At 68.3% G+C, this 22,977-nt stretch carries 21 protein-coding genes; 14 read left to right on the forward strand and 7 right to left on the reverse strand.

All coding sequences use genetic code 11. The annotated features are described in order from the left end of the window. Nucleotides 1-33 precede the first annotated feature (33 nt). Both JHC99_RS04585 and JHC99_RS04590 read left to right on the forward strand, forming a co-directional pair. Entirely contained in the window at nucleotides 34-2,622 is a 2,589-nt protein-coding gene (locus tag JHC99_RS04585) for a tipN (protein WP_292152279.1), read from the forward strand. Between the two features lie 134 nt (nucleotides 2,623-2,756). After that, entirely contained in the window at nucleotides 2,757-3,359 is a 603-nt protein-coding gene (locus JHC99_RS04590; RefSeq protein WP_292152280.1) for a hypothetical protein, read from the forward strand. Here the strand turns inward: JHC99_RS04590 and JHC99_RS04595 are convergent. Together JHC99_RS04595 and JHC99_RS04600 are read right to left on the reverse strand one after the other, a co-directional pair. After that, the gene (locus tag JHC99_RS04595) at nucleotides 3,356-3,709 is read right to left on the reverse strand and encodes a hypothetical protein (protein ID WP_292152281.1); all 354 of its coding nucleotides are present in this window, start codon (nucleotides 3,707-3,709) and stop codon (nucleotides 3,356-3,358) included. The two genes, JHC99_RS04590 and JHC99_RS04595, sit on opposite strands and share 4 nt — an antisense overlap. Before the next feature lie 62 nt (nucleotides 3,710-3,771). Then, nucleotides 3,772-5,631 carry an ABC transporter transmembrane domain-containing protein gene (locus tag JHC99_RS04600; protein ID WP_292152282.1) on the reverse strand — a complete coding sequence of 620 codons (1,860 nt, stop codon included), beginning with the start codon at nucleotides 5,629-5,631 and terminating at the stop codon, nucleotides 3,772-3,774. Between the two features lie 131 nt (nucleotides 5,632-5,762). On the opposite strand from JHC99_RS04600, the gene rpmE reads away from it, so the two are divergent. Both rpmE and JHC99_RS04610 read left to right on the forward strand, forming a co-directional pair. Beyond that, nucleotides 5,763-5,987: a 50S ribosomal protein L31 gene (gene rpmE, locus JHC99_RS04605; RefSeq protein ID WP_271145002.1), complete on the forward strand. Its 225-nt coding sequence runs from the start codon at nucleotides 5,763-5,765 to the stop codon at nucleotides 5,985-5,987. A gap of 161 nt (nucleotides 5,988-6,148) precedes the next feature. Beyond that, complete coding sequence (locus JHC99_RS04610) at nucleotides 6,149-7,741, forward strand: L,D-transpeptidase family protein (RefSeq protein WP_292152283.1); 1,593 nt, start codon at nucleotides 6,149-6,151, stop codon at nucleotides 7,739-7,741. 37 nt (nucleotides 7,742-7,778) lie between these two features. On the opposite strand, the gene prfB is transcribed toward JHC99_RS04610, so the two are convergent. Then, a protein-coding gene (gene prfB / locus JHC99_RS04615) for a peptide chain release factor 2 (RefSeq protein WP_292152284.1) occupies nucleotides 7,779-8,901 on the reverse strand; the annotation gives its coding sequence in 2 pieces (ribosomal slippage) (nucleotides 7,779-8,831 and nucleotides 8,833-8,901; 1,122 coding nt in all). 179 nt (nucleotides 8,902-9,080) lie between these two features. Between prfB and JHC99_RS04620 the strand changes: the two genes are divergently transcribed. From JHC99_RS04620 to JHC99_RS04635, 4 genes are all read left to right on the forward strand, one after another. Next, nucleotides 9,081-10,862, forward strand: a complete 1,782-nt coding sequence (locus JHC99_RS04620) for a patatin-like phospholipase family protein (RefSeq protein WP_292152285.1) — start codon at nucleotides 9,081-9,083, stop codon at nucleotides 10,860-10,862. A gap of 70 nt (nucleotides 10,863-10,932) precedes the next feature. Then, nucleotides 10,933-12,324, forward strand: coding sequence for a M28 family metallopeptidase (locus JHC99_RS04625; RefSeq protein ID WP_292152286.1), 1,392 nt, complete (start codon nucleotides 10,933-10,935; stop codon nucleotides 12,322-12,324). Between the two features lie 5 nt (nucleotides 12,325-12,329). Next, nucleotides 12,330-12,953 (forward strand): phosphoribosylglycinamide formyltransferase, encoded by a 624-nt coding sequence (purN, locus tag JHC99_RS04630; protein WP_292152287.1) that lies wholly within the window; start codon nucleotides 12,330-12,332, stop codon nucleotides 12,951-12,953. Nucleotides 12,954-13,152: 199 nt separating this feature from the next. Continuing rightward, nucleotides 13,153-15,216: a M13-type metalloendopeptidase gene (locus JHC99_RS04635; RefSeq protein ID WP_292152288.1), complete on the forward strand. Its 2,064-nt coding sequence runs from the start codon at nucleotides 13,153-13,155 to the stop codon at nucleotides 15,214-15,216. A gap of 108 nt (nucleotides 15,217-15,324) precedes the next feature. Here the strand turns inward: JHC99_RS04635 and JHC99_RS04640 are convergent, their stop codons facing one another. Further along, nucleotides 15,325-15,534: a glycine zipper 2TM domain-containing protein gene (locus tag JHC99_RS04640; protein WP_292152289.1), complete on the reverse strand. Its 210-nt coding sequence runs from the start codon at nucleotides 15,532-15,534 to the stop codon at nucleotides 15,325-15,327. 125 nt (nucleotides 15,535-15,659) lie between these two features. Then, a complete protein-coding gene (gene ndk / locus JHC99_RS04645) occupies nucleotides 15,660-16,079 on the reverse strand; it encodes a nucleoside-diphosphate kinase (RefSeq protein WP_292152290.1) in 420 nt (139 codons plus the stop codon). 145 nt (nucleotides 16,080-16,224) lie between these two features. Between ndk and JHC99_RS04650 the strand changes: the two genes are divergently transcribed. After that, a complete protein-coding gene (locus JHC99_RS04650; RefSeq protein WP_292152291.1) occupies nucleotides 16,225-18,126 on the forward strand; it encodes an ABC-F family ATP-binding cassette domain-containing protein in 1,902 nt (633 codons plus the stop codon). Nucleotides 18,127-18,226: 100 nt separating this feature from the next. After that, nucleotides 18,227-18,478, forward strand: coding sequence for a DUF2164 domain-containing protein (locus JHC99_RS04655; protein WP_292152292.1), 252 nt, complete (start codon nucleotides 18,227-18,229; stop codon nucleotides 18,476-18,478). Between the two features lie 26 nt (nucleotides 18,479-18,504). Here JHC99_RS04655 and JHC99_RS04660 read toward each other — a convergent pair whose 3' ends face one another. After that, on the reverse strand, nucleotides 18,505-19,371 hold the full coding sequence (locus JHC99_RS04660; RefSeq protein ID WP_292152293.1) for an MBL fold metallo-hydrolase: 867 nt from the start codon (nucleotides 19,369-19,371) through the stop codon (nucleotides 18,505-18,507). A 71-nt stretch (nucleotides 19,372-19,442) separates the two neighbouring features. Here JHC99_RS04660 and JHC99_RS04665 point away from each other — a divergent pair, with 71 nt between their 5' ends. From JHC99_RS04665 to JHC99_RS04675, 3 genes are read left to right on the forward strand one after another with little or no spacing between them, the layout of a single operon-like run. Beyond that, on the forward strand, nucleotides 19,443-19,775 hold the full coding sequence (locus tag JHC99_RS04665; RefSeq protein ID WP_292152294.1) for a metalloregulator ArsR/SmtB family transcription factor: 333 nt from the start codon (nucleotides 19,443-19,445) through the stop codon (nucleotides 19,773-19,775). Nucleotides 19,776-19,779: 4 nt separating this feature from the next. Continuing rightward, entirely contained in the window at nucleotides 19,780-20,316 is a 537-nt protein-coding gene (locus JHC99_RS04670; protein ID WP_292152295.1) for a rhodanese family protein, read from the forward strand. A gap of 4 nt (nucleotides 20,317-20,320) precedes the next feature. Further along, nucleotides 20,321-21,103, forward strand: a complete 783-nt coding sequence (locus JHC99_RS04675; protein ID WP_292152296.1) for a sulfite exporter TauE/SafE family protein — start codon at nucleotides 20,321-20,323, stop codon at nucleotides 21,101-21,103. A 273-nt stretch (nucleotides 21,104-21,376) separates the two neighbouring features. Here JHC99_RS04675 and JHC99_RS04680 read toward each other — a convergent pair whose 3' ends face one another. Beyond that, nucleotides 21,377-21,667: a hypothetical protein gene (locus JHC99_RS04680; protein ID WP_292152297.1), complete on the reverse strand. Its 291-nt coding sequence runs from the start codon at nucleotides 21,665-21,667 to the stop codon at nucleotides 21,377-21,379. Between the two features lie 297 nt (nucleotides 21,668-21,964). On the opposite strand from JHC99_RS04680, the gene JHC99_RS04685 reads away from it, so the two are divergent. Beyond that, nucleotides 21,965-22,977: DEAD/DEAH box helicase (locus JHC99_RS04685; protein WP_292152298.1), on the forward strand; the 1,013-nt coding region annotated here is incomplete at its 3' end.

The raw sequence follows: 22,977 nt of genomic DNA on the forward strand, positions 1-22,977 counted from the left end.
GCCGCGGACGACGTGATCCGAGACCGACGCTTCATGAAATCCCGCCACCGGCCGCCGCTGAATCTGTCCGACCCCGAACCCACGGCGGTCGAGCCGACGCATGCGGCCGAGGCGTTTGACCTCGATCTGCCTGTTGCAGATGAAGCGGTGTCACCCGAGCCGATCCCCGATCCTTCCCCACCGCCGCCCCTGTCGGAGCGTCGTCGCCGACGCCTGCTGGAGGAACAACGCCAGGCCGATTTGCGCGCCGCCCGGTCCGAACCCGACCTGCCGCCCGCCCCGCCGATCGAAGACCTGGCCCCCTATCCCGACCTGTCTCCGGCCGTGACGCCCCAGTTCGCCGAGAGCGCCGATGCGCCGCCGGCCGCCTTCGCGGAGGCCCCGCCACCGACCGCGCCGGCACCGTCCACGACGCGTGTCGCCCTGGAACCTGTCGTGGGAGGCCGCCATGCCTATCTGATGGCCGGTCTGGCTTCGGCCCTGTGGGTCGGAGGGGTCGCGTCCTGGGCCGCCTATGAGTTCGGGTCGGGGGCCGCCGCGCTCGATCCTCTGCGCGTCGCCCTCTATGTGATGATCGCCCTTTTGCCTGCTGGCCTCGCCCTGATGCTGGCCCAGTCGGTACGTCAGGGCGCGGGCCTGGCCGCCGAGACGCGCCGTGCCCGCAGCCTGGCCGAGGCCCTGGTCGCGCCGACGGCGCTCGCCGCGCAACAGACCGGGCAGGTCCTGCTGACCCTGCGCAACGACATCGATCAGGCAGCGCTGGCCGCCGAACGCGCCCGCAATGACCTGAGCCTGCTGCGCGAAGTCCTGGTCCAGGAGACCGGCCGGCTGAACGAGGCCGCCGAGGCCGCCGGTCGCACCGCGCGTCGCCTGTCCGAGACCCTGGGTCGTGAAAGGGACCAGATGCAGACGCTGGGCCTGCACCTCGACACCCAGTCGGCCGGGGTGATCGACGCGGTCGAGCGCCAATCCCGCATGGTCGTCGATGCATCGGATCTGGCCCAGACCCAGTTGCGCGAGGCCGAGACCGCCCTCGCCGCCCGCGCCGCCGATCTTGCCGCCGCCGCCGTCGAGGCCCAGGACGCCGCCCGGCTGGCCGCCGACGACCTGGCCCGCCAGACCCTGCGGCTCGAGAACGCCGGCACCGGCGTTTCCGAACAGATCCAGTCGGTGGAAGAGGGCCTCAGCCAGCAGCGCGCGGCCTTGGTCACCGCCGCCTATGCCCTGCGTACCGATCAGGAAGACTTCTCCGCCCAGGTCGAAAGCCAGCGCGCCCAGCTGACCGAGCAGATCGATGCGGCCCGTGCCGTGACCGGCGAACTGGGCGATACCTCGGCCCGGTCCGCCGACGCCCTCAAGGATCTGGTCGAAGCGGCGACGGACCAGTTCCGCGCCCTGGTCGACATGTCCCAGCGCGAGGCCGACGGCTTCGACGCCGCCACCAAGGTTTCACTGGACCGCTTCGAGGCCCTGGCGGCCGAGGCACGCGAGACCCTGATGGAGGAGACCCGACGCGCACTGGATGCCCTCAAGGCCACCGCCGAGGACAGCCGCGCCGCCGCCGCCGACGCCGCCGCCCAGGCCCAGCTGCGCGCCGACCGCCTCGGCGAGGCGCTGTTCGACGCCGCCCAGAAGGCGGATCAGGCGGCGGATTCGCGCATCGAGGGCGCGCGCCGCATCGTCGGCGAGACCGCTGGCCTGGTCGACGAGGCCGGTCAACGCGCCATCCAGAAGCTGGATCAGACCATGGACCGGATGATCGCGGCCCTGGGCCAGGTCGACGCCGCCATCTCGGATCTCGACGAACGCTCGGCCCGACTGCCGGAAGAAGCCCGCGCCCGCGCCGAGGCTGTGCGCGCGACGGTCGAGGACGGTCTGGCCGCCCTGGCCGCCGCCTCGCGCAAGGCCGCCGAGGATACCGAGGCGCTGGACGTCGGCTTCCAGGAACGGGTGCGCCGCAACTACGACATGCTGACCGAGGCCGTCCGACTGATGGGCGTCGTCTCCGGCGAGACACCCGCGTCACGCCGCGCTGCGTCGCCGCCGGCCCTGACCTCGGACGAGCCGCGTCAACGGCCGGGCCGGGCGGACGAGGATCGCGGCTTCGGCCTGCGGGGGCGTCTGCGCCTCGAACCGACGGACGATCAGACGCGCCGCGCTGCGCCGACGACGCCTCCCGACCGGCTGGATTGGAGCGACCTGGTCAGTGGGGGAGCCGAGCCCGAAGTCCCGCTGGATCTGGACCAGCCCGTCATGCCGTCCGACGCCGACTCCATGGCCGACCGGATCACCGCCGCCATCCGTCGCATGGGGGTCGATCCCAATGCCCTGCTGCCCCGCTCTCGCGTCGAGGAAGCTGCGGTCGCCTTCGCCGAGCGCGATCCTGACCGGGCGCGCCAGATCGTCCGCCGCGTGGCCCCTGCGGCCGTGCGCAGCGTCTCGCGCCGGGTGATGAGCGATCCCGAACTGCGCTCCGACGCCGAACGCTATGTCCGCGCCTTTTCCCAGAAGTTGTCGGGTGCCGCGCGGACGGGGGATGCCTCCGGAGTGCTGGGGGCATTGGCGACGGACGCCGGTCGGGCCTTCATGCTTCTGGACGCGGCGGTCGGCGACCTCGCCTGAGGGTTTCACCGGCCCGATGGAGTTGTTCAGCGGCCGCTGGATTTCGCCGTTCGGATGCGGGGGGTTGACGTCAGTGTCCGATTGCGGACACCTGTTGGTCCGCGTCACATCTCTGTCACGAACCGCGCAGGTCCATGTCCCTCAACACGCCTATCAGGACGGATCGCCGCCCGACGCTGGCCGTGTGCGCCTATGACCCCGACGATGCCGACTGGGACGAGGGCGGTCAAAGCGAGGCGAGCGGATTCGGTGCCGGGGGTGTGCGTTCCCTCTTGGTCGAACCCGATGCCCCGGACAGGCTTGTCGAGACCCTGAGGGAACGGCTGCTCGCGGGTGACTGTCGCGGCCTGCTGCTGGTGGGACGTGGTGCGCAGACCGATCGGTTCCGGATCCAGATGCGCGCCTCGAACCGGAGCCTGGAGGGGGCCGGAAAACTGCCCGGCACCGGGCCTTCAATCGCCAGGACCACGGCCCCAGTCGCCGACATGGTGCGCGAATTGAAGGACGCCGGTCTTGTGGCCGAAGCGTTCTCGGACAGCGAGCATGATGTCGGCAGCTATCTGCTCTACGCCCTCCTGACCGGCATGCCTGACGACATGCCGACACCGGCGATCGGCCTGTTGAGGGCCCCGGTCAACGCGTCGCGGCGCGACATGGCGCGCGGGGTCAGGATCGCCGCCAATGCCATGGCCCAGGGTTTCTCGCCGATACGCCGGTCGGGACTGGAGGCAGGCTAACGTCCGGCGACCAGGGTCACGCGAATCTGTTCACCCGTCACCGCGCGAGCCGCCCAACTAGTCCCGACACCCCCGCTGACGATCGGCGTACAATAGGCACCCGGCAGGGGGATCGGCCGCCTCTGGCTGAAGCAGACTTGACCGTCACGGATCCGCCAGGTCCCGCTCGATCGACCGCCGCGCCGCCCCCGTCCCTCGTAGCGTCCACCAGGCTGAAGCCAGGTCCGGGCCGTACGCCCGTCAGGATAGGTCGAGATCAGGGTGTTGCCGAAGGCGGGTGCGAGCTCGACGGCCGTCGGCACCGGTGCCTGGCTGACCAGGGCTGCCGCAAAAAACGCAATGGAAAGCATACTGTTATCCTGGTCGAGATCAGACACTCGCTCTGATCACGGAGGATATCAAGCGGTTGCCTTCACTCCGACCGGAACTGCAGTCTGGCCAGCCGGGCATAGAGACCGCCCTGGGCGACCAGCTGGGCGTGGGTGCCTTCCTCCACCGCGCGGCCGTCTTCCATCACCACGATACGGTCGGCACGAAGGACGGTGGCGAGGCGGTGGGCGATGACCAGGGTGGTGCGGCTCTGCATCGCCTGATCCAGCGCGACCTGCACCAGCCGCTCGTTCTCGGCGTCGAGCGCGCTGGTCGCCTCGTCGAGCAACAGGATCGGGGCGTCACGGACCAGGGCGCGGGCGATGGCGAGGCGCTGCCGCTGGCCGCCCGACAGGCTCTTGCCACGTTCGCCCAGGGGCGTGGCGAATCCTTCGGGCAGGGCGTCGATGAACTGGAGCGCCTGGGCCTCTTCGGCGACGGCCCTCGCCTCGTCCTCGGTCGCGTCCTCGCGGCCGAAGCGGATGTTCTCGAGCGCCGAGCCCGAGAACAGCGGGGCCTCCTGCGAGACCCAGGCGAAGCGGTTGCGCACCTCGACCGGATCGGCGTCGCGCACATCGACGCCGTCGACCGAGACCAGGCCGTTCTGGGGGTCGTAGAAGCGCAGCAGCAGCCGGAACACGGTGGACTTGCCGGCCCCCGAAGGCCCGACCAGGGCGACGGTCTCGCCCGGACGCACCGTCAGCGAGAAGCCCTTCAGCGCGGGCAGGTCGGGGCGGCCCGGATAGGCGAAGTCCACCGCCGACATCGACACCTCGCCGTGCGGCGGGCTGGGGAGGGCGACCGGCTGGGCGGGGGCGGCGATACCCGGTTCGGCGCGCATCAGTTCGTCGATTCGCGACATGGCACCCGACGCCTTCTGGACGTCGCCCCAACTCTCGCCGATCGCCCCGACCGCCGCCGCGACGAAGACTGACAGCAGCACGAACTGCAACAGGGCGCCCGGGCTCATCGCGCCGCGGACCACGTCCTGGGCCCCCAGCCAGAGCACCAGAGTGACGCCACCGAACATGACCACGATGACCAGGGCGGTCATCAGGGCGCGGGCCTTCATCCGGGTCAGGGAGACAGAGAAGGCCGCCTCGACTGCCTCGCCGAAGCGGGCGATGGCGCTTCTGACACGGCCAAAGGCCTGCACCGTCTCGATGGCATCGACGCTCTCTCCGGCGAAGCCGACGGCATTGGCGAACCGGTCCTGGGATTTCACCGTCAGTTTGCGGACCTCGCGTCCGAACAGGAAGACCGGCCCCAGCAGAACCGGCGCGATCAGCAGGACCAGGCCGGTCAGCTTGGGGCTGACCACGAACAGCATCCCGACGCCGCCCAGCAGGGTCAGGAAGTTGCGCAGGGCGAACGACACCGACGTCGTCAGCAGGGTCTCGACCAGGGCGATGTCGGTGGTCAGGCGGCTGAGCACCTCGCCGGTCCGCATCGACGCATAGAAGGACGGATCCAGCGTCAGGATCCGGCCGAACAGGCCGGTGCGCATATCCGCGATCATCCGCTCGCCGGTCTTGGTCACATAGAAGTAACGGCTCGCCGAGGCGACGCCGAGAAACAGGGCGTTGGCCCCCAGGAACAGGAACCAGCGGTTGATGTCGGCCCCGCCGTTCTGGAATCCGTGGTCGATCGCGCCTCGCGCCGTGGCGGTCAGGCCCAGCGACGCCGCCGTGGACATCAGCAGCCAGAAGACCGCGATCAGGGCGTCCATCCGGTGCTGCAACAGATAGGGCAGCAGACGGCCGAGGGGGCGGACGTCGCGGCGCTTCTCGCGCTTGCCGCCGGCCTCGCCCATCTGCTCGATCAACAGCGCACCGGCGCCGGGTCGCCCCGCGACGGATTCCGTGCCGGGAGCCGGGGGGGTAGGCGTCGTGGCATGCGTCATGGGCCGCCTCTTGCCCCGGAACGCCCCCCGGTGTAAACGCCGCCCTCTTCCCGCCGGAGCCTTCGGCGGGTTTTCTCATTTTCGCGCAAGGACGGTCGGCATCGTCACCGCGCAGAGACCGGACGACGACCATGAAAGCGGACACGCACCCCGACTACCACTTCATCACCGTTACCCTGACGGACGGCTCGACGTATCAAACGCGTTCGACCTACGGCAAGGCGGGCGACACGCTGAACCTGGACATCGATCCCTCGACCCACCCGGCTTGGACCGGCGGCAACCAGCAGATGCTGGACCGCGGTGGCCGCGTCTCGCGCTTCAACAACAAGTTCGGCGGCTTCATCAAGAAGTAGGGCCGTCCCGACACGCAAGTGTCACCGCGACATCACGAAAGGCGCCGGTCTCGCGACCGGCGCTTTTTGTTTGCGCGCGATCCCTCTAACATGGCGCCGTCAGGCGCAAGGCGGGATGAGTCCGTTCGAGACCGCCGACGAATGGGTTTGAGCAGGCGACGATGAATCGACGGCAATTGGGTTTCGGGATCGCGACCAGCGCGATGGTCGCAGGCGCGGCCAACAGCGCGCACGCATCCCAGTTCGGCCGGCGCCGTGCGGCGACGCCGACACCGGCCCCCCAGGCCGTCGTGGTCGGGAACAAGGACGCCTACACGGCGCAGATCTCGCGCCTGCCGGCCGCCCAGCAGAACGACGTCCGGGTCTTCTATGACCTCCAGGGCTGGAAGTCCGTCTGGACACCGCAGCAGGTCCAGGCCCTGCAACGTGCCTCTCGCGGGGCCGAGAAGAACGGCCTGTCGGCGTCCGACTATTTCGACTTCGTCGGCCTGGCCGCCGATCCCGACAGCGCGGACGTCCGCACGACGGCCGCCGCCATGGCCTATGCCCGCACCCTGTCCAACGGCCGCGTCTCGCCCGAGACGGTCGAGGATCTGTGGGAGATGGAAAAGAACGTCGTCGACCTGCCCACCGGCCTGTCGAACGCCCTGTCCCAGAACCAGCTACCCCAGTGGTACGACGGCCTGTCACCCCAGGACATCGGCTATACCAATCTGTCGGCGGGCTATCTGCGCTATCGCCGCCTGAGCCGGAACGGCGGCTGGCCCGCTTTCCGTCCGGGGCCGGGCATCGAGCCGGGCCAGAGCGACAACCGCATCCCCGCCCTGATCGACCGGATGGTGGCCGAGGGCGACCTGAACGCCGCCGACGGCGCACGCCTGAAGGCCGAGGGCCTGGTCTATGGGGCGGAGCTTCAGACCGCAGTTCGCGGCTTCCAGTCGCGCCACGGCCTGCTGGCTGACGCCCGCATCGGCACGGGGACGCAGCGGTCGCTGTCGGCTTCCGCCGACGATCGTGCCCGCCAGATCGCGCTGAACCTGGAACGCCGTCGCTGGCTGAAGCGCACCCCGAGCCCGGAGCGGATCGAGGTCAACACCGCCGCCGCCATCATGGTCTACTGGAAGGACGGTCGGCCCGTTCACTCCAACCGCGTCGTCTGCGGTAGCCCTGAGAACCAGACGCCCAGCCTTGAGAAGCCGTTCGCCTCGGTCGTCGCCAATCCGCCCTGGTATGTGCCGGCCGGGATCGCGCGTCGCGAAATCCTTCCCAACGGCCCCGGCTATCTGGCCGCGCGGAACATGTACATCCAGAACGGCCAGGTCATTCAGCGCGCCGGCCCAACGGCGGCACTGGGTTATGTGAAGTTCGAGTTGCGCGACAGCTATGCGATCTTCCTTCACGACACCCCGTCGAAGGAGGCGTTCAACCTCGCCACCCGCCAGCGGTCGCACGGCTGCGTTCGGGTGCAGGGTGCCATCGACTTCGCCCGGCTGCTGCTTTCGCCGGATCCGACCCTGTTGAACCAGTTCAACGCGGCGCTCGACAACCGCAACACCCAGCGGATCCAGACGGGCCGCGAGATCACGGTGCGCCTGCTCTACTGGACCGCCTTCGTCGACGGCCAGCAGCGCGTCGCGTTCCGCGAGGACGTGTACAAGCGCGATCAGAAGCTGGCCGAGGCCCTGGGCATTGCCGTCACCCTGCCGGTGCCGGTCGATGACGGCGCGGCCGTGGCCCAGGATATCGGGCCGTAGGTCACAACCCCTCCCCGGTGACGGGGAGGGCCGTCGACTATTCCACCGTGCTGCCGCGCGTCTCGCCGACCCGCTGGGCCAGGGCCGCGCCCATGAAGGCGTCCAGATCGCCGTCCAGCACCCCCTGCGTATCCGACGTCTCGACCTCGGTGCGCAGGTCCTTGACCATCTGATAGGGCTGCAGGACGTAGCTGCGGATCTGGTGGCCCCAGCCGATGTCGGTCTTGGCGTCGGCCATGGCCTGGGCCGCGGCCTCGCGCCGTTGAAGCTCAAGCTCGTACAGACGCCCGCGCAGCATCTTCCACGCCTGTTCGCGGTTCTGGTGCTGGGACCGGCCGGCCTGGCAGGCGACGACGGTGTTGGTCGGGATGTGCGTCAGACGCACGGCCGAATCCGTCTTGTTGATGTGCTGACCGCCTGAACCCGAAGCGCGATAGGTGTCGGTGCGGACGTCGGACGGGTTGATGTCGATCTCGATCGTGTCGTCCACGACCGGCGAGACCCCGACCGAGGCGAACGAGGTGTGGCGCTTGGCCGCCGCATCATAGGGGCTGATCCGCACCAGCCGGTGGACGCCCGATTCGGACTTCAGCCAGCCATAGGCGTTCGGCCCCGTGACGAGGATGGTCGCCGACTTGATCCCGGCCTGGTCGCCGTCTTCCGACGCCTCCAGCTCGACCTCATAGCCGTGGGCCTTGGCCCAGCGCGAATACATCCGCAGCAGCATCCCGGCCCAGTCGCAGCTCTCGGTGCCGCCGGCGCCGGAGTTGACCTCCAGATAGGCGTCGTTGCCGTCGGCCTCACCGGACAGCAGGGCCTCCAGTTCGGCGCGGGCGGCGCGATCCTTGATCGCCTTGAGCTGGGCGCGCGCCTCTTCCAGCGTCGCCTCGTCGGCCTCTTCGTCGGCCATGTCGGCCAGCATGACGCCGTCCTCGAGCTCTGACTCCATGGCCTTGACGGTGTTGATCTGGGCCTCGAGGCGGGCGCGGTCGCGACTGACGGCCTGGGCCTCGTCGGGCCGGTCCCACAGCGTCGGGTCCTCGACCCGCGCGTTCAGCTCATCGAGCTTTCTTAGAGCGACATCCCAGTCAAAGACGCCTCCTGAGCAGAGCGACGCTCTGCTCGATGTCGGCCTTCATGGCCTCGACATCCGGTCTCATCGCAAACTCCTGCGAGGTGGATTGGACGGGCGGAACGCCGCGTCGGATCGGTGGACATAGAGTGCGACGGGCCAAAGGGGAAGCGGAACCCGCCCTCGGCGGCAACGCTTGAGGACAAGGCCTGCGAACCGGTCTATGCCGGTGGTCGCCAAACCACCGCCGGGACCGATCACTCAGACATGGCTCGCCGTCCTCCGCCCCGTGCCGACACTCTGGAAGCCGCCCTCGCCCAGGTCTTCGCGGCGCGCGACACCAAGGCCAGCTGGTTCGCCCTGACCGGGGGCGAGCCCCTGTTCAACGCGGGCGACGAGGCCGACAGTCTGTATCTGCTGCGGTCGGGGCGGCTGGGGGTGTTCCGCAACGAAGAGGGCCAGCCGCCGCAGTTCCAGGGCGTCATCCGGCCGGGCGAACCGGTCGGCGAAATGGCGCTGATCGCCGGCACCGCCCATTCGTCCGACGTCGTGGCCCTGCGGGATTCCGAGATTCTGGCCCTGCCGCGCGACGTCTTCTTCGACGCCATCCGCACCCATCCCGAGGTCATGATCGAGCTGTCGCGGCTGATGCTGAGCCGGGCCCGCGAGCGCGCCTCGGCCGGCGCAGAGCCCAGCGTGTTCGGCTTCGTCTCCGCCCGCCCCGGCCCGATCCGCGCCTTCGTCGAGCGCATAGCCGCCTGTATCGAGGCGCAGGGCTATACCTGTCAGGTCATCGACCAGACGGCCCTCAGCTCGGTGTCGGAATGGTTTTCGCGCGTCGAGGACAGCCACGACTTCGTCCTCTATGTCGCCGAACAGGACGAGCCGTCCTGGGCTGCCCTGTGCGCCCGTCAGGTCGATCGGCTGTTCGTGGTCGGCAGCGCCCTGATGGCCCCGCCGGCCAGGCCTGCGGCACCGGCGTCTCCGGCCTGGCGCGGGGCCCAGTTCACCGACCTGATCCTGTTGCGCGATCCCCGCATGGCCATGCCGGCCAACACGGCCGCCTGGCTGGACGCCCTGAACCCGGGCCGCTGGTATCACGCGCGGGAAGGCCATGCCGAGGACGCGGCCCGGATCGCCCGGACCATCACCGGATCGTCGATCGGCCTGGTGCTGTCGGGCGGCGGGGCGCGGGCCTATGCCCATATCGGTGTGGTGCGGGCCCTGCACGAGGCCGGGGTGGTGCTCGACAGTTTCGGTGGGTCGTCGATGGGGGCGGTGGTCGCCGCCGGTCCCGCCCTGGGCTGGAGCGACGACGAGCTGGAGACGCGTATCCGGAAGGCCTTCGTGGTGTCCGACCCCCTTTCGGATATCTCGATACCGTTGGTCGCCATGACCCGAGCGGGCAAGGTCGCGCGCCTGCTGGAGGAGGCCTACGGCGACATCGACATCGCCGACCTGCCGCTGCCGTTCTTTGCCGTGTCGTCGAACCTGACGACGGGCCGTATCGAGGTTCATCGACGAGGCCTTCTGCGTCGCGCCATGCGGGCCTCGATCTCGATCCCCGGGGTCATGCCGCCCGTGGTCATCAACGGCCAGGTTCTGGTGGACGGGGCGGTGATCAAGAATTTCCCCACCGACGTGATGCGCCAGCTGAACGCCGGGCCCGTGATCGGTTCGGACATGTCCCAGGCCCGGGGCGTCGATCCGGGAGCCTTGGAGAATCCGCCGTCCTGGTGGCGCTGGCTTCTCTCCGGCAAGTGGAAGGCGGGCCCGCCCATCGTCTCCATCCTTATGCGGTCGGCGACGATCACCAGCGACGCGGAGCTGGAACGCTCGCGCAGGGACACCGACGTCCTGATCCTGCCCAGGCCGTCGGGTGCCGATATCCGGGACTGGAAGGTCTATGACCCCGTCGTCGCCGAGGGACATGCGGCGGCCGTGGCGGTTCTCGAAGGGCTGGAGGAGCCGATCGGCGCGATGCGGCGGCGTCGGCCACGGGCTGCGGCAGCAGCGGCGGTACCGGCACCGGCGACGGGCGACACCTAGAGCCGCTGACGCCGTTGATCTTCCGGGCCCGGCCCGGCAAGGTCCGCCGCGTTCGTTTGTGGAGGTTGCCTTGCGTATTCCCGGTCTGATCCTCGCCCTCTCGCTCGCTCCGCCCATCCTCCTTGCGACGGCGGCCCAGGCCCAGACCGCCGCCGCCCCCGAACAAGCGGCCCTCCACGCTGTTGCCGCACAGGTCCAGCCCGAGCGGATGCGCGCCGACGTCACCGCCCTGATCGGCTTCGGCACCCGCCATACGATGTCGGAGACGGCCTCGGAGACACGCGGTATCGGCGCCGCCCGCCGCTGGACCGAGCGTCAGTTCCGCGCCATCGACGCCGAGTGCGGCAACTGCCTGGAGATCGCCCTGCCGGCCGACACCGTCACCGGCCGCCGGGTGCCCACCCCGACCGAGGTCGTCAACGTCCTGGCCATCCAGAAGGGCACCGGCGATCCCAACCGCGTCATCGTCATCTCGGGCCATATCGACAGCCGCGTCACCGACGTCATGAACGCCACCGCCGACGCACCGGGCGCAAACGATGACGCGTCTGGCGTCGCCGCCGTGCTGGAGGCCGCTCGCGTCCTGTCGAAATCGAAGTTCGAGGCCACTCTGGTCTATGCCGTTCTGTCGGGCGAGGAGCAGGGGCTTCTGGGCGGCAAGATCCTGGCCGACTATGCCAAGGCGCAAGGCTGGGTCGTCGAGGCGAACCTGAACAACGACATCGTCGGCAACTCTCGGGGGCAATCGGGAGTGCGTGACACCACCCGCGTCCGCGTCTTCTCCGAGGGCACCAAGACCGTCGAGACGCCGGAACAGGCCGCGACCCGCCGCTACAACGGCGGCGAGGTCGACTCATCCTCGCGCAACCTGGCCCGGTTCGTCGACGGCATCGCCGACCGCTACCTGACCAATTTCGACGTCGAGATGATCTATCGCACCGACCGGTTCGGCCGCGGAGGTGATCAGGTCGAGATGCTGCGTGCCGGTTTCCCCGCCGTCCGCATCACCGAGGGTGCCGAGCATTATCACCACCAGCACCAGGACCTGCGGACCGAGAATGGCATCGTCTATGGCGACACGATCGAGTTCATGGACTTCGACTACCTGGGTCAGGTGGCGCGGCTGAACATCGTCAGCATGGCGGCGCTCGCCTCAGCGCCGTCGGTGCCGACCGGCGTGACGATCGCCGGCAACGTCTCGCCAGATACCACCGTGAGCTGGACCGCCGTTCCGGGGGCCGCCGGATACCGCGTCTGGTGGCGCTCGACCACTGCGCCGCAATGGACCCACAGCCGCTGGGCGGGGGCCTCGGCGTCGCTGGTGCTCAAGGACATCCCGATCGACGACTATTTCTTCGGCGTTTCGTCGGTGTCGGCCGACGGCTATGAGAGCCCGATCGTCTTCCCGGGACCGGCGGGGGCCTTCGTGTCCGAGGTCCCCGTGCCCGCGCCCGCGACCTGAGCCCCATGACCCAGCCCGTCCGCATCGCCGTCCTGATTTCGGGGGCCGGCTCCAACATGGCCGCCCTGATCGATGCGGCCAATGCCGGTGCGGAGAGGGCAGGGGGCGCGTCCCATGAGGTCGTGCTGGTCGTCTCCAACCGCCCCGATGCGGGCGGCCTCGCGATCGCCGAGGCCAAGGGCGTCACCGCCCTCGCCATCGACCACCGCCCCTTCGGCAAGGACCGCGAGGGCCACGAACGTGCCGTCCACGACGCGCTGATCCAGGCCGACGTCCAGGTCATCGCCCTGGCCGGCTATATGCGCATTCTGACGCCTTGGCTGGTGCGATCCTGGGCCGGGCGGATGCTGAACATCCATCCCTCCCTTCTGCCCCTCTATCCGGGCGTCGACACTCACGCCCGCGCCATCGCTGCGGGGGATGCGGAGGCGGGCTGCACCGTCCACCTCGTCACCGACGGCGTCGACGAAGGTCCGATCCTGGGTCAGGCGCGCGTGCCGATTCTGACGGGGGACACCGCAGAGACCTTGAGCGAGCGGGTGCGCGTGGCGGAACACGGGCTTTATCCTGCGATTCTGGGCGAGTTTTGCGCTGGCCTTCTCCCTCCCCCTTTTGGGGAGGGACGGTGAGGCGAAGCCGAACCAGGGTGGGGTCCGAACGCGCGGAGTGACGTCCAGCACGGCCCCACCCGGGCCTGCGCTCCGCTTCGGCCGTCCCTCCCCACAAGGGGGAGGGAGAAGGATTAGACTTTCGTAATCTTGCGGATTCTCCGGCGACAAATGCCGTCGTGAGGATCAGTCTCCGCGCCGATCTTTCAACAGGCGCTCCATGACCCGCAATTCCCTGCTTCTCGCCGCCACGGCCGCTCTCGCCCTGGTCGCCGCCGTGCCGGCCCTCGCCGAAATGCCCGGCACCCAGTCGCCCGCTGCGCGTCCGGCCCACGCCGTCATCGGAACCTGGGGCTTCGATCCCTTGACCATGGACCGTTCGGCCTCGCCGGGCGCGGACTTCGGCCGTTACGCCTCGGGCGGCTGGCTGGACGCGACCACAATTCCCGCCGACCGCCCGTCCTGGAGCGTCGCCCACGTCCTGTATGACGAGAGCCAGCAGCAGCTGAAGTCGATCATCGAGGACAGCGCCGCCAATCCGTCGTCGTCCCCGGAAGCCCAGCGCGTCGGCGACTTCTACGCCAGCTACATGAACGAAGCCCGCGTCGAGACCCTGGGCGTTCAGCCGCTCCAGCCCCAGCTCGCCGCCATCCGGGGCCTGACGACCCGCGCCGACGTCGCCCGCTATATGGGCACCACCTTCGGCCGGCCCGGCGCCAGCCTGTTCGCCCTTGCCGTCTTCGAGGACCTGAAGGATCCGGACACCTCCAGCGCCTACATCGGCCAGGCGGGTCTGGGCCTGCCCGACCGCGACTATTACCTCGAAGCGGCCTTCGCCGAGAAGAAGGCCGCCTATCAGGTCTATGTGGCCCAGATGCTGACCATGATCGGCTGGCCCGATCCTGCGAAGGCCGCCGCCGACATTGTGGCTTTCGAAACCGCCGTGGCCGAAAAATCCTGGACCAATGTCCAGACGCGCCAGCTCGACAAGATCTACAACCCCATGACTTTGGGCGAGCTCGCGGCCGCCGCTCCGGAGTTCGACTGGGCCGCCTGGGCCGGGGCCGCCGGCCTGCCGACCACCGCCCACACCGTCGTCACCGAGAACACCGCCGTGCCCGAACTGGCGCGCATCTTCGCCGCCACCAGCCTTGATACCTTGCGCGCCTATCAGGCCTTCCACCTGGTCGATCAGGCGGCGCCGACCTTGTCGAAAGCCTTCGTCGACGCCCGTTTCGCCTTCCGCGGTACGGCCTTGAACGGCACCACGGCCCAGCGTCCGCGCTGGAACCGGGCCGTCGCGGCCGTCGACGGCTCGCTGGGCGAGGCGCTCGGCAAGGAGTACGTCCGCCGCCATTTCCCCGCCTCGTCCAAGGCCGCGATGGAAATCCTGGTCGGCAATCTTCGCGCTGCCATGACCGAGCGGATCAAGCGCCTGGAATGGATGAGCGATGAGACCAAGACCCAGGCGCTCTACAAGATGTCGAAGTTCGGGGTGAAGGTCGGCTATCCCGACGAATGGCGCAGCTATGACGGCCTGACGATCCGCGCCGACGACCTTTACGGAAACGTCGAACGCGCCGGGGCCTTCGAATGGGCCTTTCAGCTGTCGAAACTGGGCAAGCCGGTGAACCCGCTGGAGTGGGGCATGACGCCCCAGACCATCAACGCCTACTACAACCCGCCCCGCAACGAGATCGTCTTCCCGGCCGCCATCCTGCAGGCCCCGTTCTTCGATCCGGCCGCCGACCCGGCGGTCAACTACGGCGGTATCGGTGCCGTCATCGGTCACGAGATCACCCACGGCTTCGACGATCAGGGGCGAAAGGTCGATGGCGACGGAACACTGCGCGACTGGTGGACCCCCGCCGACGGCGCGGCGTTCGAGGCGCGGGCCCGGGTACTGGGTGCCCAGTATGACGCGACCTTCCCCCTGCCGGGCGTCCACGTGAACGGCGATCTGACCATGGGCGAGAACATCGCCGACTTGGGCGGGCTGCTCATGGCGCTGGATGCCTATCACCTGTCGCTGAACGGCCGGCCCGCGCCCGTGGTCGACGGCTTCACCGGCGACCAGCGCGTCTTCCTCGGCTGGGCCCAGGTCTGGCGCGAAAAGGCCCGCGATGCCGCTCTGCAACAGCAACTGGCCAGCGACCCCCACTCCCCCGCCAGCGTCCGCGCCACCGTCCCGGTCCGCAACATCGAGGCCTGGTACACCGCCTTCGGCGTCAAGCCCGGCGACGAACAGTACGTGGCCCCGGCCGCGCGCGCGGTGATCTGGTAGGGCCAACCCCAGGTCCCTGGGTTAAGGCAGGTCGACCGGCCGATAATCCAAGAAGAAAGGCCCCGGGATCGCTCCCGGGGCCTTTTGTCTTTCCGGACGCGACCGCTGTTAGTTCGGGCGACGCGGGGTGGTTGCTGCGCCCACAGCCGCGCCGGCCACGCCGCCGACGACGGTAGACTTCGTATCGCCGCCGATCACCTGGCCGGCGACGGCACCGCCGATCGCGCCGGTCGCGGCGCGCTGTTCCATGGTCGTGCCGCAGGCGGCCAGCAGGGCCACGACGCCGACGAGCGGGGCCATCTTGAGGATCGTCTTCATGGTCGAATCTCCAGTTTCGCTCGGGGAGGAAAGCGTACAGACCCAACGAAACGGCCCGCCCCCGGTTCCGGGGACGGGCCGTGAATGTCGGCTATCGCACCGTCGCGGTGCGATCCGGAACGCGATCAGCCGACGATGTCGGCGTCCGTGAAGAACTGGGCGATCTCGATCGCGGCGTTTTCGTCGCTGTCCGAACCGTGGACCGAGTTCTCGCCGATCGACAGGGCGAACAGCTTGCGGATCGTGCCGTCGGCGGCGTCCTTGGGGTTGGTCGCGCCCATGACTTCGCGATACTTGGCGACGGCGCCTTCGGCTTCCAGGACCTGGACCACGACCGGCTCGGCTATCATCTGGCTGACCAACTCACCGTAGAAGGGGCGTTCGGCGTGGACGTCGTAGAATTTCTTGGCCTGGGCCTCGGTCAGCTTGATGCGGCGCTGGCCGACGATGCGCAGGCCGGCTTGTTCGATCACGGCATTGATCGCGCCGGTCAGGTTGCGGCGCGTGGCGTCGGGCTTGATGATCGAGAAGGTGCGTTCGGTCATGGGAAGACTTCTTGTTTGGGAGTTTGAAGGTGGGGGCTTATAGACGCGCCCTCCCTAGTTTCCAACTACCTCCCTTTTGTGTCCCGGATGCGCGCCTTTCGAGCGCCGCGCTGATTGCGGGACGAGCCCAGGTCTTCGTTCTTTCATGCTCCAGATCACCGACCTGACGTTCAACGCCTGGGGCCGCAAATTCCTTGTGGACGCCTCCGTCAGCCTGCCGCCCGGTGCCAAGGTCGGCCTTGTTGGCCGCAACGGCATCGGCAAGTCGACACTGTTCAAGCTGATCCTAGGCGAGCTTCAGGCCGGCGGCGACGAGATCAGCCTGCCGAAGACCGCCCGCATCGGCTCGGTCGATCAGGAACACCCGGCGACCCCCGTCAGCGTTCTGGACACTATCCTTGAGGCCGACGTCGAGCGTCACACCCTGCTGGGTCGCCTCGAAACCGCCGAGCCGGAGGAGATGGGCGAGATCTGGTCGCGGCTGATCGAGATCGACGCCGACGCAGCCCCCGCCCGCGCCTCTGAAATCCTGGTCGGCCTCGGCTTCGATCAGGAGAACCAGCAGCGCCCGATGTCGGAATTCTCCGGCGGCTGGCGCATGCGAGTCGCCCTGGCGGCGGCCCTGTTCGCCGAGCCGGACATGCTGCTGCTCGACGAACCGACCAACTACCTCGATCTGGAAGGCGCCCTGTGGCTTGAGGCGCGGCTCAAGAAATACCCGCACACCGCCCTGATCATCTCCCACGACCGCGAGATGCTGAACGAGGTCTGCACACACATCCTGCACCTCGCGAACCACAATCTGACGCTCTACACCGGCAACTACGACCAGTTCGAACAGGCCCGCGCCGAGAAGGCCCGCCTGCAACTCTCGGCCAAGGCCAAGCAGGACGCCGAGCGCGCCCACCTGCAATCCTTCGTCGACCGCTTCAAGGCCAAGGCCTCCAAGGCCGCCCAGGCCCAGTCGCGCATGAAGCGTCTGGCCAAGATGCAGCCGGTCTCGACCACGATCGAGGAGCGCGTCGCCCCCTTCACCCTGCCCTCGCCGCCGCGGCCCCTGGCGCCGCCGCTGATCCGGCTGGAACGCGCCAATGTCGGCTATGAGCCGGGCCGGCCGATCCTGCGCAATCTGAACCTGCGGATGGATCTGGACGACCGCATCGGCCTGCTGGGCGTCAACGGCGCCGGCAAGTCGACCTTCGCCAAGATGATCGCCGGCGCCCTCAAAGTCTCCGAAGGCGAACTGCACCGCGACCGCAAGATGCGCGTGGGCTGGTTCCACCAGCACCAGATCGAGGCCATGGACCCCACCGACACGCCGCTGGAGATCATCCGCCGCGCCATGCCGGACGGTTCCGAAGCCGCCCGTCGCTCCAAACTGGCCCAGTTCGGCCTCGGCTACGAGAAGCAGGAGACCACGGTCGACAGCCTGTCGGGCGGTGAACGCGCGCGCCTGCTGCTGAACATGGTGGCGATGGACGCCCCCCACGTCCTGATCCTCGACGAACCGACCAACCACCTGGACATCGACAGCCGCCGGGCCCTGCTGGATGCGCTGAACGACTATTCGGGCGCCGTCATCCTGATCACCCACGACCGGTCGCTAATGGAGATGGTCGCCGACCGGCTGTGGCTGGCCGCCGACGGCACGGTGAAACCCTATGACGGCGACATGGACGACTACGCCAAATTCGTCCTCGACCGCGCCAAGGCCGCCTCGGTCAAGCCCAGCCAGATCAAAAAGGAAGAGGCGGCGGCCTCGCCCTCTCAAGGTGGTGGGGGGCAGAACAACAAGGGCAAGAAGAACGACAAGAAGTCGGGCCCCTCGCCGTCGACTCTGCGCCACGGGGTCAAGAAGGCCGAGGAACGCATGGCTCAGCTCACCGCCGAGATCGCTCGCATCGACGACGACATGGCCAACGCCGCCTTCAGCAATCCCAAGGCCCTCGAAGGCCTGACCCGCGCCCGCGCCAAGACCCAATCCGACCTCGACGCCGCCGAACAGGCGTGGGTCGCGGCGGAAGAGGCTTTGGCTGAGGTCAGCTGACTTCTCCTCCCCGTGCGCAGCATGGGGAGGTGGCGCGGCGCCTCTTGCGCCGTGACGGAGGGGGCGACACGCTCCCAACGATCAGCCTGCGGAGCCCCTCATGAAACCCATCGCCTTCTCCAAGGAAGAACTGCGCGACATGGTCCGTCGCCTCCAGACCTATTTCGCCGACGAGCTTGAGACCGACCTCGGCGTCCTGCCGGCCGAGATGCTGATCGCCTTCATCGCCCGCGACCTGGGTCCTGCCTTCTACAACCGCGGCCTCTACGACGCCCAGACTCTGATCGCCGCCAAGGCCGAGGAGACGGTCGAGGCCATCTACGGCCTGGAGCAGAAGCCGGGCGGGCGGTGATCCATGCCGCGTGAGGCAGGCCTGGATCAGATCACGTTGAGCGGCATCCTGAGGTACACCCGGCCGTCCGGTTCAGCGGGCGGCATCGCGCCGGCGCGAATGTTGACCTGAAGTGACGGCAGGATCAGCTGGGGCGCGCTCAGGGTCGCATCGCGCGCTTCTCGCATCGCCACGAATGTCTCTTCGGAAGTACCCGCCCCGACGTGGATGTTCCGGGCGGCCTGTTCGCCGACGGTGGTCTCGAACCTGAAATCGGAACGCCCCTCCGGCAGATAGTCATGGCCGACGAAGACCCGCGTCGTATCAGGCACGGCCAGAAGCTTGCGTATCGAACGGTACAGGGTCCGGGCGTCGCCCCCGGGGAAGTCGGCGCGTGCGGTGCCATAGTCGGGCATGAACAGGGTGTCGCCTGTGAACAGGGCGTCGCCGATCCGGTAACTGACGCAGGCCGGGGTGTGGCCGGGCGTGTGGATCACCTCGACCGCCAGGTCGCCCAGCGCGAAGGTGTCGCCGTCGGCGTACAGCCGGTCGAACGCAACGCCGTCGGCCGTCACATCCCGCGCGTCGAACAGGGGACCGAAGATCGCCTGGACGGCGGTGATGCTCTCGCCGATGCCGATCGGGACGCCCTGGGTCCGACGCAGGTGGTCTGCGGCCGACAGGTGATCCGCGTGGGCGTGGGTCTCCAGCACCATGACGAGGGTCAGGCCCGCCTCACGAACAGCGGTCATGACCGCGTCGATCGAAACGGTTGAGGTGCGCGCCGTGGCGGCTTCATAGTCCAGAACCGGGTCGATGATCGCAGCCTGACCGGTGGCTGGATCGCTGACCAGATAGGTCACCGTGTGGGTGGCGGGGTCGAAAAAGCCCCGGACGTCGGGATGGGCAGCCATGTGCGTGATCTCCTCTGAGACCGCCATATATTAGCTATTGCTTATTTAGCAAGTACGAATATATTGGCGACATGATCGATCCCCACGCCCTCCCCCTCGAACAGTTCCAGGCCAGCGCCGGTCAGGCCGCCGGCCTGCTGCGGGCCCTGTCCAACGAGAAGCGTCTGATGGTGCTGTGCCAGCTGGGCGACCGCGAATTGTCGGTGGGTGAGTTGATGCCCGCCGTCGGCCTGTCGCAGTCGGCCCTTTCGCAGCATCTGGCGAAACTGCGCGAGGAGGGGCTGGTCGACACCCGTCGTGACGGCACCACGATCTTCTACCGCATTGCCGATCCTGCGGTGCTGAAGGTCATCGCTGTCCTGGCCGAGATTTATTGTCCCCCGACTTCACAAGACAAGGAATGATCCGATGACAGCCCTGATCCCCCTGAAACCCGCCGAGGTGGCCGAGCGCCTGAAGACGCGTCGGGCCATCCTGATCGATATCCGCGAGACGGACGAGTTCGCCCGCGAGCACATTCAAGGCGCAGCCGCCATGCCTCTATCGCGGATCGACGCCGTCTCGGTGGCGGACCATGGCGAACGCGAGGTGATCTTCACCTGCCGGACGGGCAACCGGACGGGCGTGAACGGCGTGAAACTGGCCGGCTGTGTGCCGGGCGAGGCCTTCGTTCTGGAAGGCGGGCTGGAAGCCTGGAAATCCCATGGTCTGCCCACAAGGGCCGACACCTCCCAACCGATCGAACTGATGCGCCAGGTCCAGATCACCGCCGGCGGGCTGGTCCTGATCGGCGCGGTCCTTGGGTTTCTGGTGCATCCGGCTTTCTGGGGCCTGTCGGCCTTTGTCGGCGCCGGCCTCGTCTTCGCCGGTGCTACCGGCTTCTGCGGCATGGCCCGGCTTCTGGCCGCCATGCCCTGGAACCGCCAGGCGCTGAGGGCCGGGTGATGCCATGACAACCGACCTGATCCCTCTCCTGCTGGCGATGCTGAGTGGTGGCGTCGTGGCCCTGCTGCTGACGCTGTTCGGCGGAGGCGGATCGGTGCTGGCCGTGCCCCTGCTTCTCTATGTCGTCGGTGTCGCCGATCCCCACGTCGCGATCGGCGTATCGGCGGCGGGCGTGGCCCTCAACGCCCTGACGGCCCTGGCCGGGCACGCCCGCGCGGGTCGGGTGCGGTGGCCCTGTGCGACCCTGTTCGCCGTTACGGGGGCCGCAGGGGCGTGGATCGGATCTTCGGTCGCCAAGACCATCGACGGCCATCAACTGCTGCTGATCTTCGCCGTGGCCATGGCGGCGGTCGGCGCATCCATGCTGCGACAAAGGGCCGTCGTGGCCCGGCCTGAGCCCCGTCTGAACTGGGCCATGTCCCCCCGAGTCAGTCTGGCGGGGGCAGGCGTGGGCTCTGCGGCCGGCTTCTTCGGCATCGGGGGCGGCTTTCTGATCGTGCCCGGGCTGATGGCCTCGACCGGCATGACGCTGGCGACCGCCCAGGCGACCTCCCTGCTCAGCGTAGCGGCTCTCGGTGCCACGACGGCGGGCAACTATGCCCTGTCCGGCTGGGTCGATCCCGGCCTCGTGGCAGCCATGACTGTGGGGGGTCTGGCCGGCACGGCTGCCGGACTGCCCCTGGCCAGGAAACTCGGGTCGAACGCCGCACTGGGACGCACCCTGTTTGCGGGCCTGATCCTGATGGTCGCCGCCTATGTGGCCTGGCGCGCCCTGGCCGGCACCTAGAGGCCACGCCGTCGCGGAGCGGTCGAACGCGGCCCGAAGTTGCAATCCTCGATCCGCCAATCCCTTGCCGTACAGGGGATTGCGGCATTCTCGCTTCCGTCGACCTGGCGCCTTTCCGGCGTGTGGTAGACTGCGGCCAGAACGGTCTTTGACATTACAGACGGTCGGTCGGGCTCGTAGAGAGTCCGGACTCTTCGGACTCTTCGGACTCTAAAATTGAGTCCGGACTCCTCGGACTCCTCGGACTCTAAAATGGAGTCCGGACTCCCGCGACTACCGTCCCGGAGCCAGCACGTTCTGCACGCGGCGCCCCAGCGGATCGCGCGACGGCCAGGTGTCGCCCAGATCGGCTTCGATCAGGGGAGAACAGAAGCGCGAGATCATCATCAAGGACGGGCGGATGCCGTTCAGGCAGACGCGCTCGCCCTCGACCCGCCAGGTCGCTCGGATGCGACGCCCGTCAGAGAACTCGGCCGAATAGGTGCCGTCGCGGTTGAACCAGTGCTTGACCCAGCCGCCGTCTGGGTAGCGCGAGATCACCGTGTTGTTGAAGGCGTCGTTCATCCCGGCTGACGCCGGAGCACCCGCCAGGCATGAAACAACCGTCAGTACCCAGATAAAGTGCTTCACAATCAACCCCTTCGCTCCTGACGGCGCGAAGTCTTAACAAATATTCACGAAATGCCAAGTCGGGCGTGACCGGCCCCAATACTTGACTCTGGCGTAGGGGCATCTATATGCGGGCCACGTTTCGGGACAGGTCTGGCGAATTCGCGCCGCCCGCTCGCCCATCGAGGGGCGGTTCCGCAATCATCGCAACACGCACTCCCGATGGGTGCGCCCCACCGTCCTCAAGGATACATGACCGAATTTTCCGCACTGGGCCTTTCGCCCACGACCCTGCAAGCCGTCATCGACACCGGCTATACCACCGCCACCCCAATCCAGGCCCAGGCCATTCCCGTGGCCCTCGCCGGCCGCGACGTCCTCGGCATCGCCCAGACCGGCACCGGCAAGACCGCCGCCTTCACCCTTCCCCTGATCGAGCGCCTGTCCAAGGGGCGCGCCCGGGCCCGCATGCCCCGCGCCCTTGTCCTGGCCCCGACCCGCGAACTGGCGGACCAGGTCGCCATGTCGTTCGAGAAATATGCCAAGGGGACCAAGCTGACCTGGGTGCTGCTGATCGGCGGCGTCTCCATGGGCGATCAGGTCGCGGCGCTGAACAAGGGCGTCGATGTCCTGATCGCGACCCCCGGCCGTCTGCTGGACCTGTTCGAGCGCGGCAAGATGATGCTGAACGGCGTGGAACTGATGGTCGTCGACGAGGCGGACCGGATGCTCGACATGGGCTTCATCCCCGACATCGAGCGCATCTTCAAACTGACCCCGCCCAAGCGCCAGACCCTGTTCTTCTCGGCCACCATGCCGCCGGAGATCACCCGTCTGACCCAGGCCTTCCTCAAGGATCCGACCCGGATCGAGGCGTCGCGCCCGGCCATGACGGCCGAGACCATCACCCAGTATATTGTTCGCGTCCCGAACACTGATCCCAAGACGAAGCGCGCCGCCCTGCGCGCCCTGATCGGTCGTGACGACGTGAAGAACGGCATCGTCTTCTGCAATCGGAAATCCGAGGTCGACGTCGTCGCCAAGTCGCTGAAGCAGCACGGCTTCGACGCCGCGCCGATCCACGGCGATCTGGATCAGTCGCTGCGCACCAAGACCCTGGCGGCCTTCCGCTCGGGCGAACTGAAACTGCTGGTGGCGTCCGACGTCGCCGCGCGCGGGCTCGATATCCCCGACGTCAGCCACGTCTTCAACTACGACGTCTCGCACCACGCCGACGACTACGTCCACCGCATCGGCCGCACCGG

Source organism: Brevundimonas sp. (assembly GCF_016463485.1).
Classification (GTDB): Bacteria; Pseudomonadota; Alphaproteobacteria; order Caulobacterales; family Caulobacteraceae; genus Brevundimonas.

Bases quoted from the DNA above. Each gene is read 5' to 3' on its own strand.
- JHC99_RS04600 (WP_292152282.1), bottom strand. From the start codon at position 5,631: ATGACGCATGCCACGACGCCTACCCCCCCGGCTCCCGGCACGGAATCC.
- JHC99_RS04660 (WP_292152293.1), bottom strand. From the start codon at position 19,371: ATGGCTGCCCATCCCGACGTCCGGGGCTTTTTCGACCCCGCCACCCAC.
- purN (WP_292152287.1), top strand. From the start codon at position 12,330: ATGACCCAGCCCGTCCGCATCGCCGTCCTGATTTCGGGGGCCGGCTCC.
- JHC99_RS04590 (WP_292152280.1), top strand. From the start codon at position 2,757: ATGTCCCTCAACACGCCTATCAGGACGGATCGCCGCCCGACGCTGGCC.
- ndk (WP_292152290.1), bottom strand. From the start codon at position 16,079: ATGACCGAACGCACCTTCTCGATCATCAAGCCCGACGCCACGCGCCGC.
- JHC99_RS04585 (WP_292152279.1), top strand. From the start codon at position 34: ATGAAATCCCGCCACCGGCCGCCGCTGAATCTGTCCGACCCCGAACCC.
- JHC99_RS04675 (WP_292152296.1), top strand. From the start codon at position 20,321: ATGACAACCGACCTGATCCCTCTCCTGCTGGCGATGCTGAGTGGTGGC.
- JHC99_RS04635 (WP_292152288.1), top strand. From the start codon at position 13,153: ATGACCCGCAATTCCCTGCTTCTCGCCGCCACGGCCGCTCTCGCCCTG.
- JHC99_RS04620 (WP_292152285.1), top strand. From the start codon at position 9,081: ATGGCTCGCCGTCCTCCGCCCCGTGCCGACACTCTGGAAGCCGCCCTC.
- JHC99_RS04670 (WP_292152295.1), top strand. From the start codon at position 19,780: ATGACAGCCCTGATCCCCCTGAAACCCGCCGAGGTGGCCGAGCGCCTG.
- JHC99_RS04680 (WP_292152297.1), bottom strand. From the start codon at position 21,667: ATGAACGACGCCTTCAACAACACGGTGATCTCGCGCTACCCAGACGGC.
- JHC99_RS04640 (WP_292152289.1), bottom strand. From the start codon at position 15,534: ATGAAGACGATCCTCAAGATGGCCCCGCTCGTCGGCGTCGTGGCCCTG.
- JHC99_RS04650 (WP_292152291.1), top strand. From the start codon at position 16,225: ATGCTCCAGATCACCGACCTGACGTTCAACGCCTGGGGCCGCAAATTC.
- JHC99_RS04610 (WP_292152283.1), top strand. From the start codon at position 6,149: ATGAATCGACGGCAATTGGGTTTCGGGATCGCGACCAGCGCGATGGTC.
- JHC99_RS04595 (WP_292152281.1), bottom strand. From the start codon at position 3,709: ATGCTTTCCATTGCGTTTTTTGCGGCAGCCCTGGTCAGCCAGGCACCG.
- JHC99_RS04665 (WP_292152294.1), top strand. From the start codon at position 19,443: ATGATCGATCCCCACGCCCTCCCCCTCGAACAGTTCCAGGCCAGCGCC.
- rpmE (WP_271145002.1), top strand. From the start codon at position 5,763: ATGAAAGCGGACACGCACCCCGACTACCACTTCATCACCGTTACCCTG.
- JHC99_RS04655 (WP_292152292.1), top strand. From the start codon at position 18,227: ATGAAACCCATCGCCTTCTCCAAGGAAGAACTGCGCGACATGGTCCGT.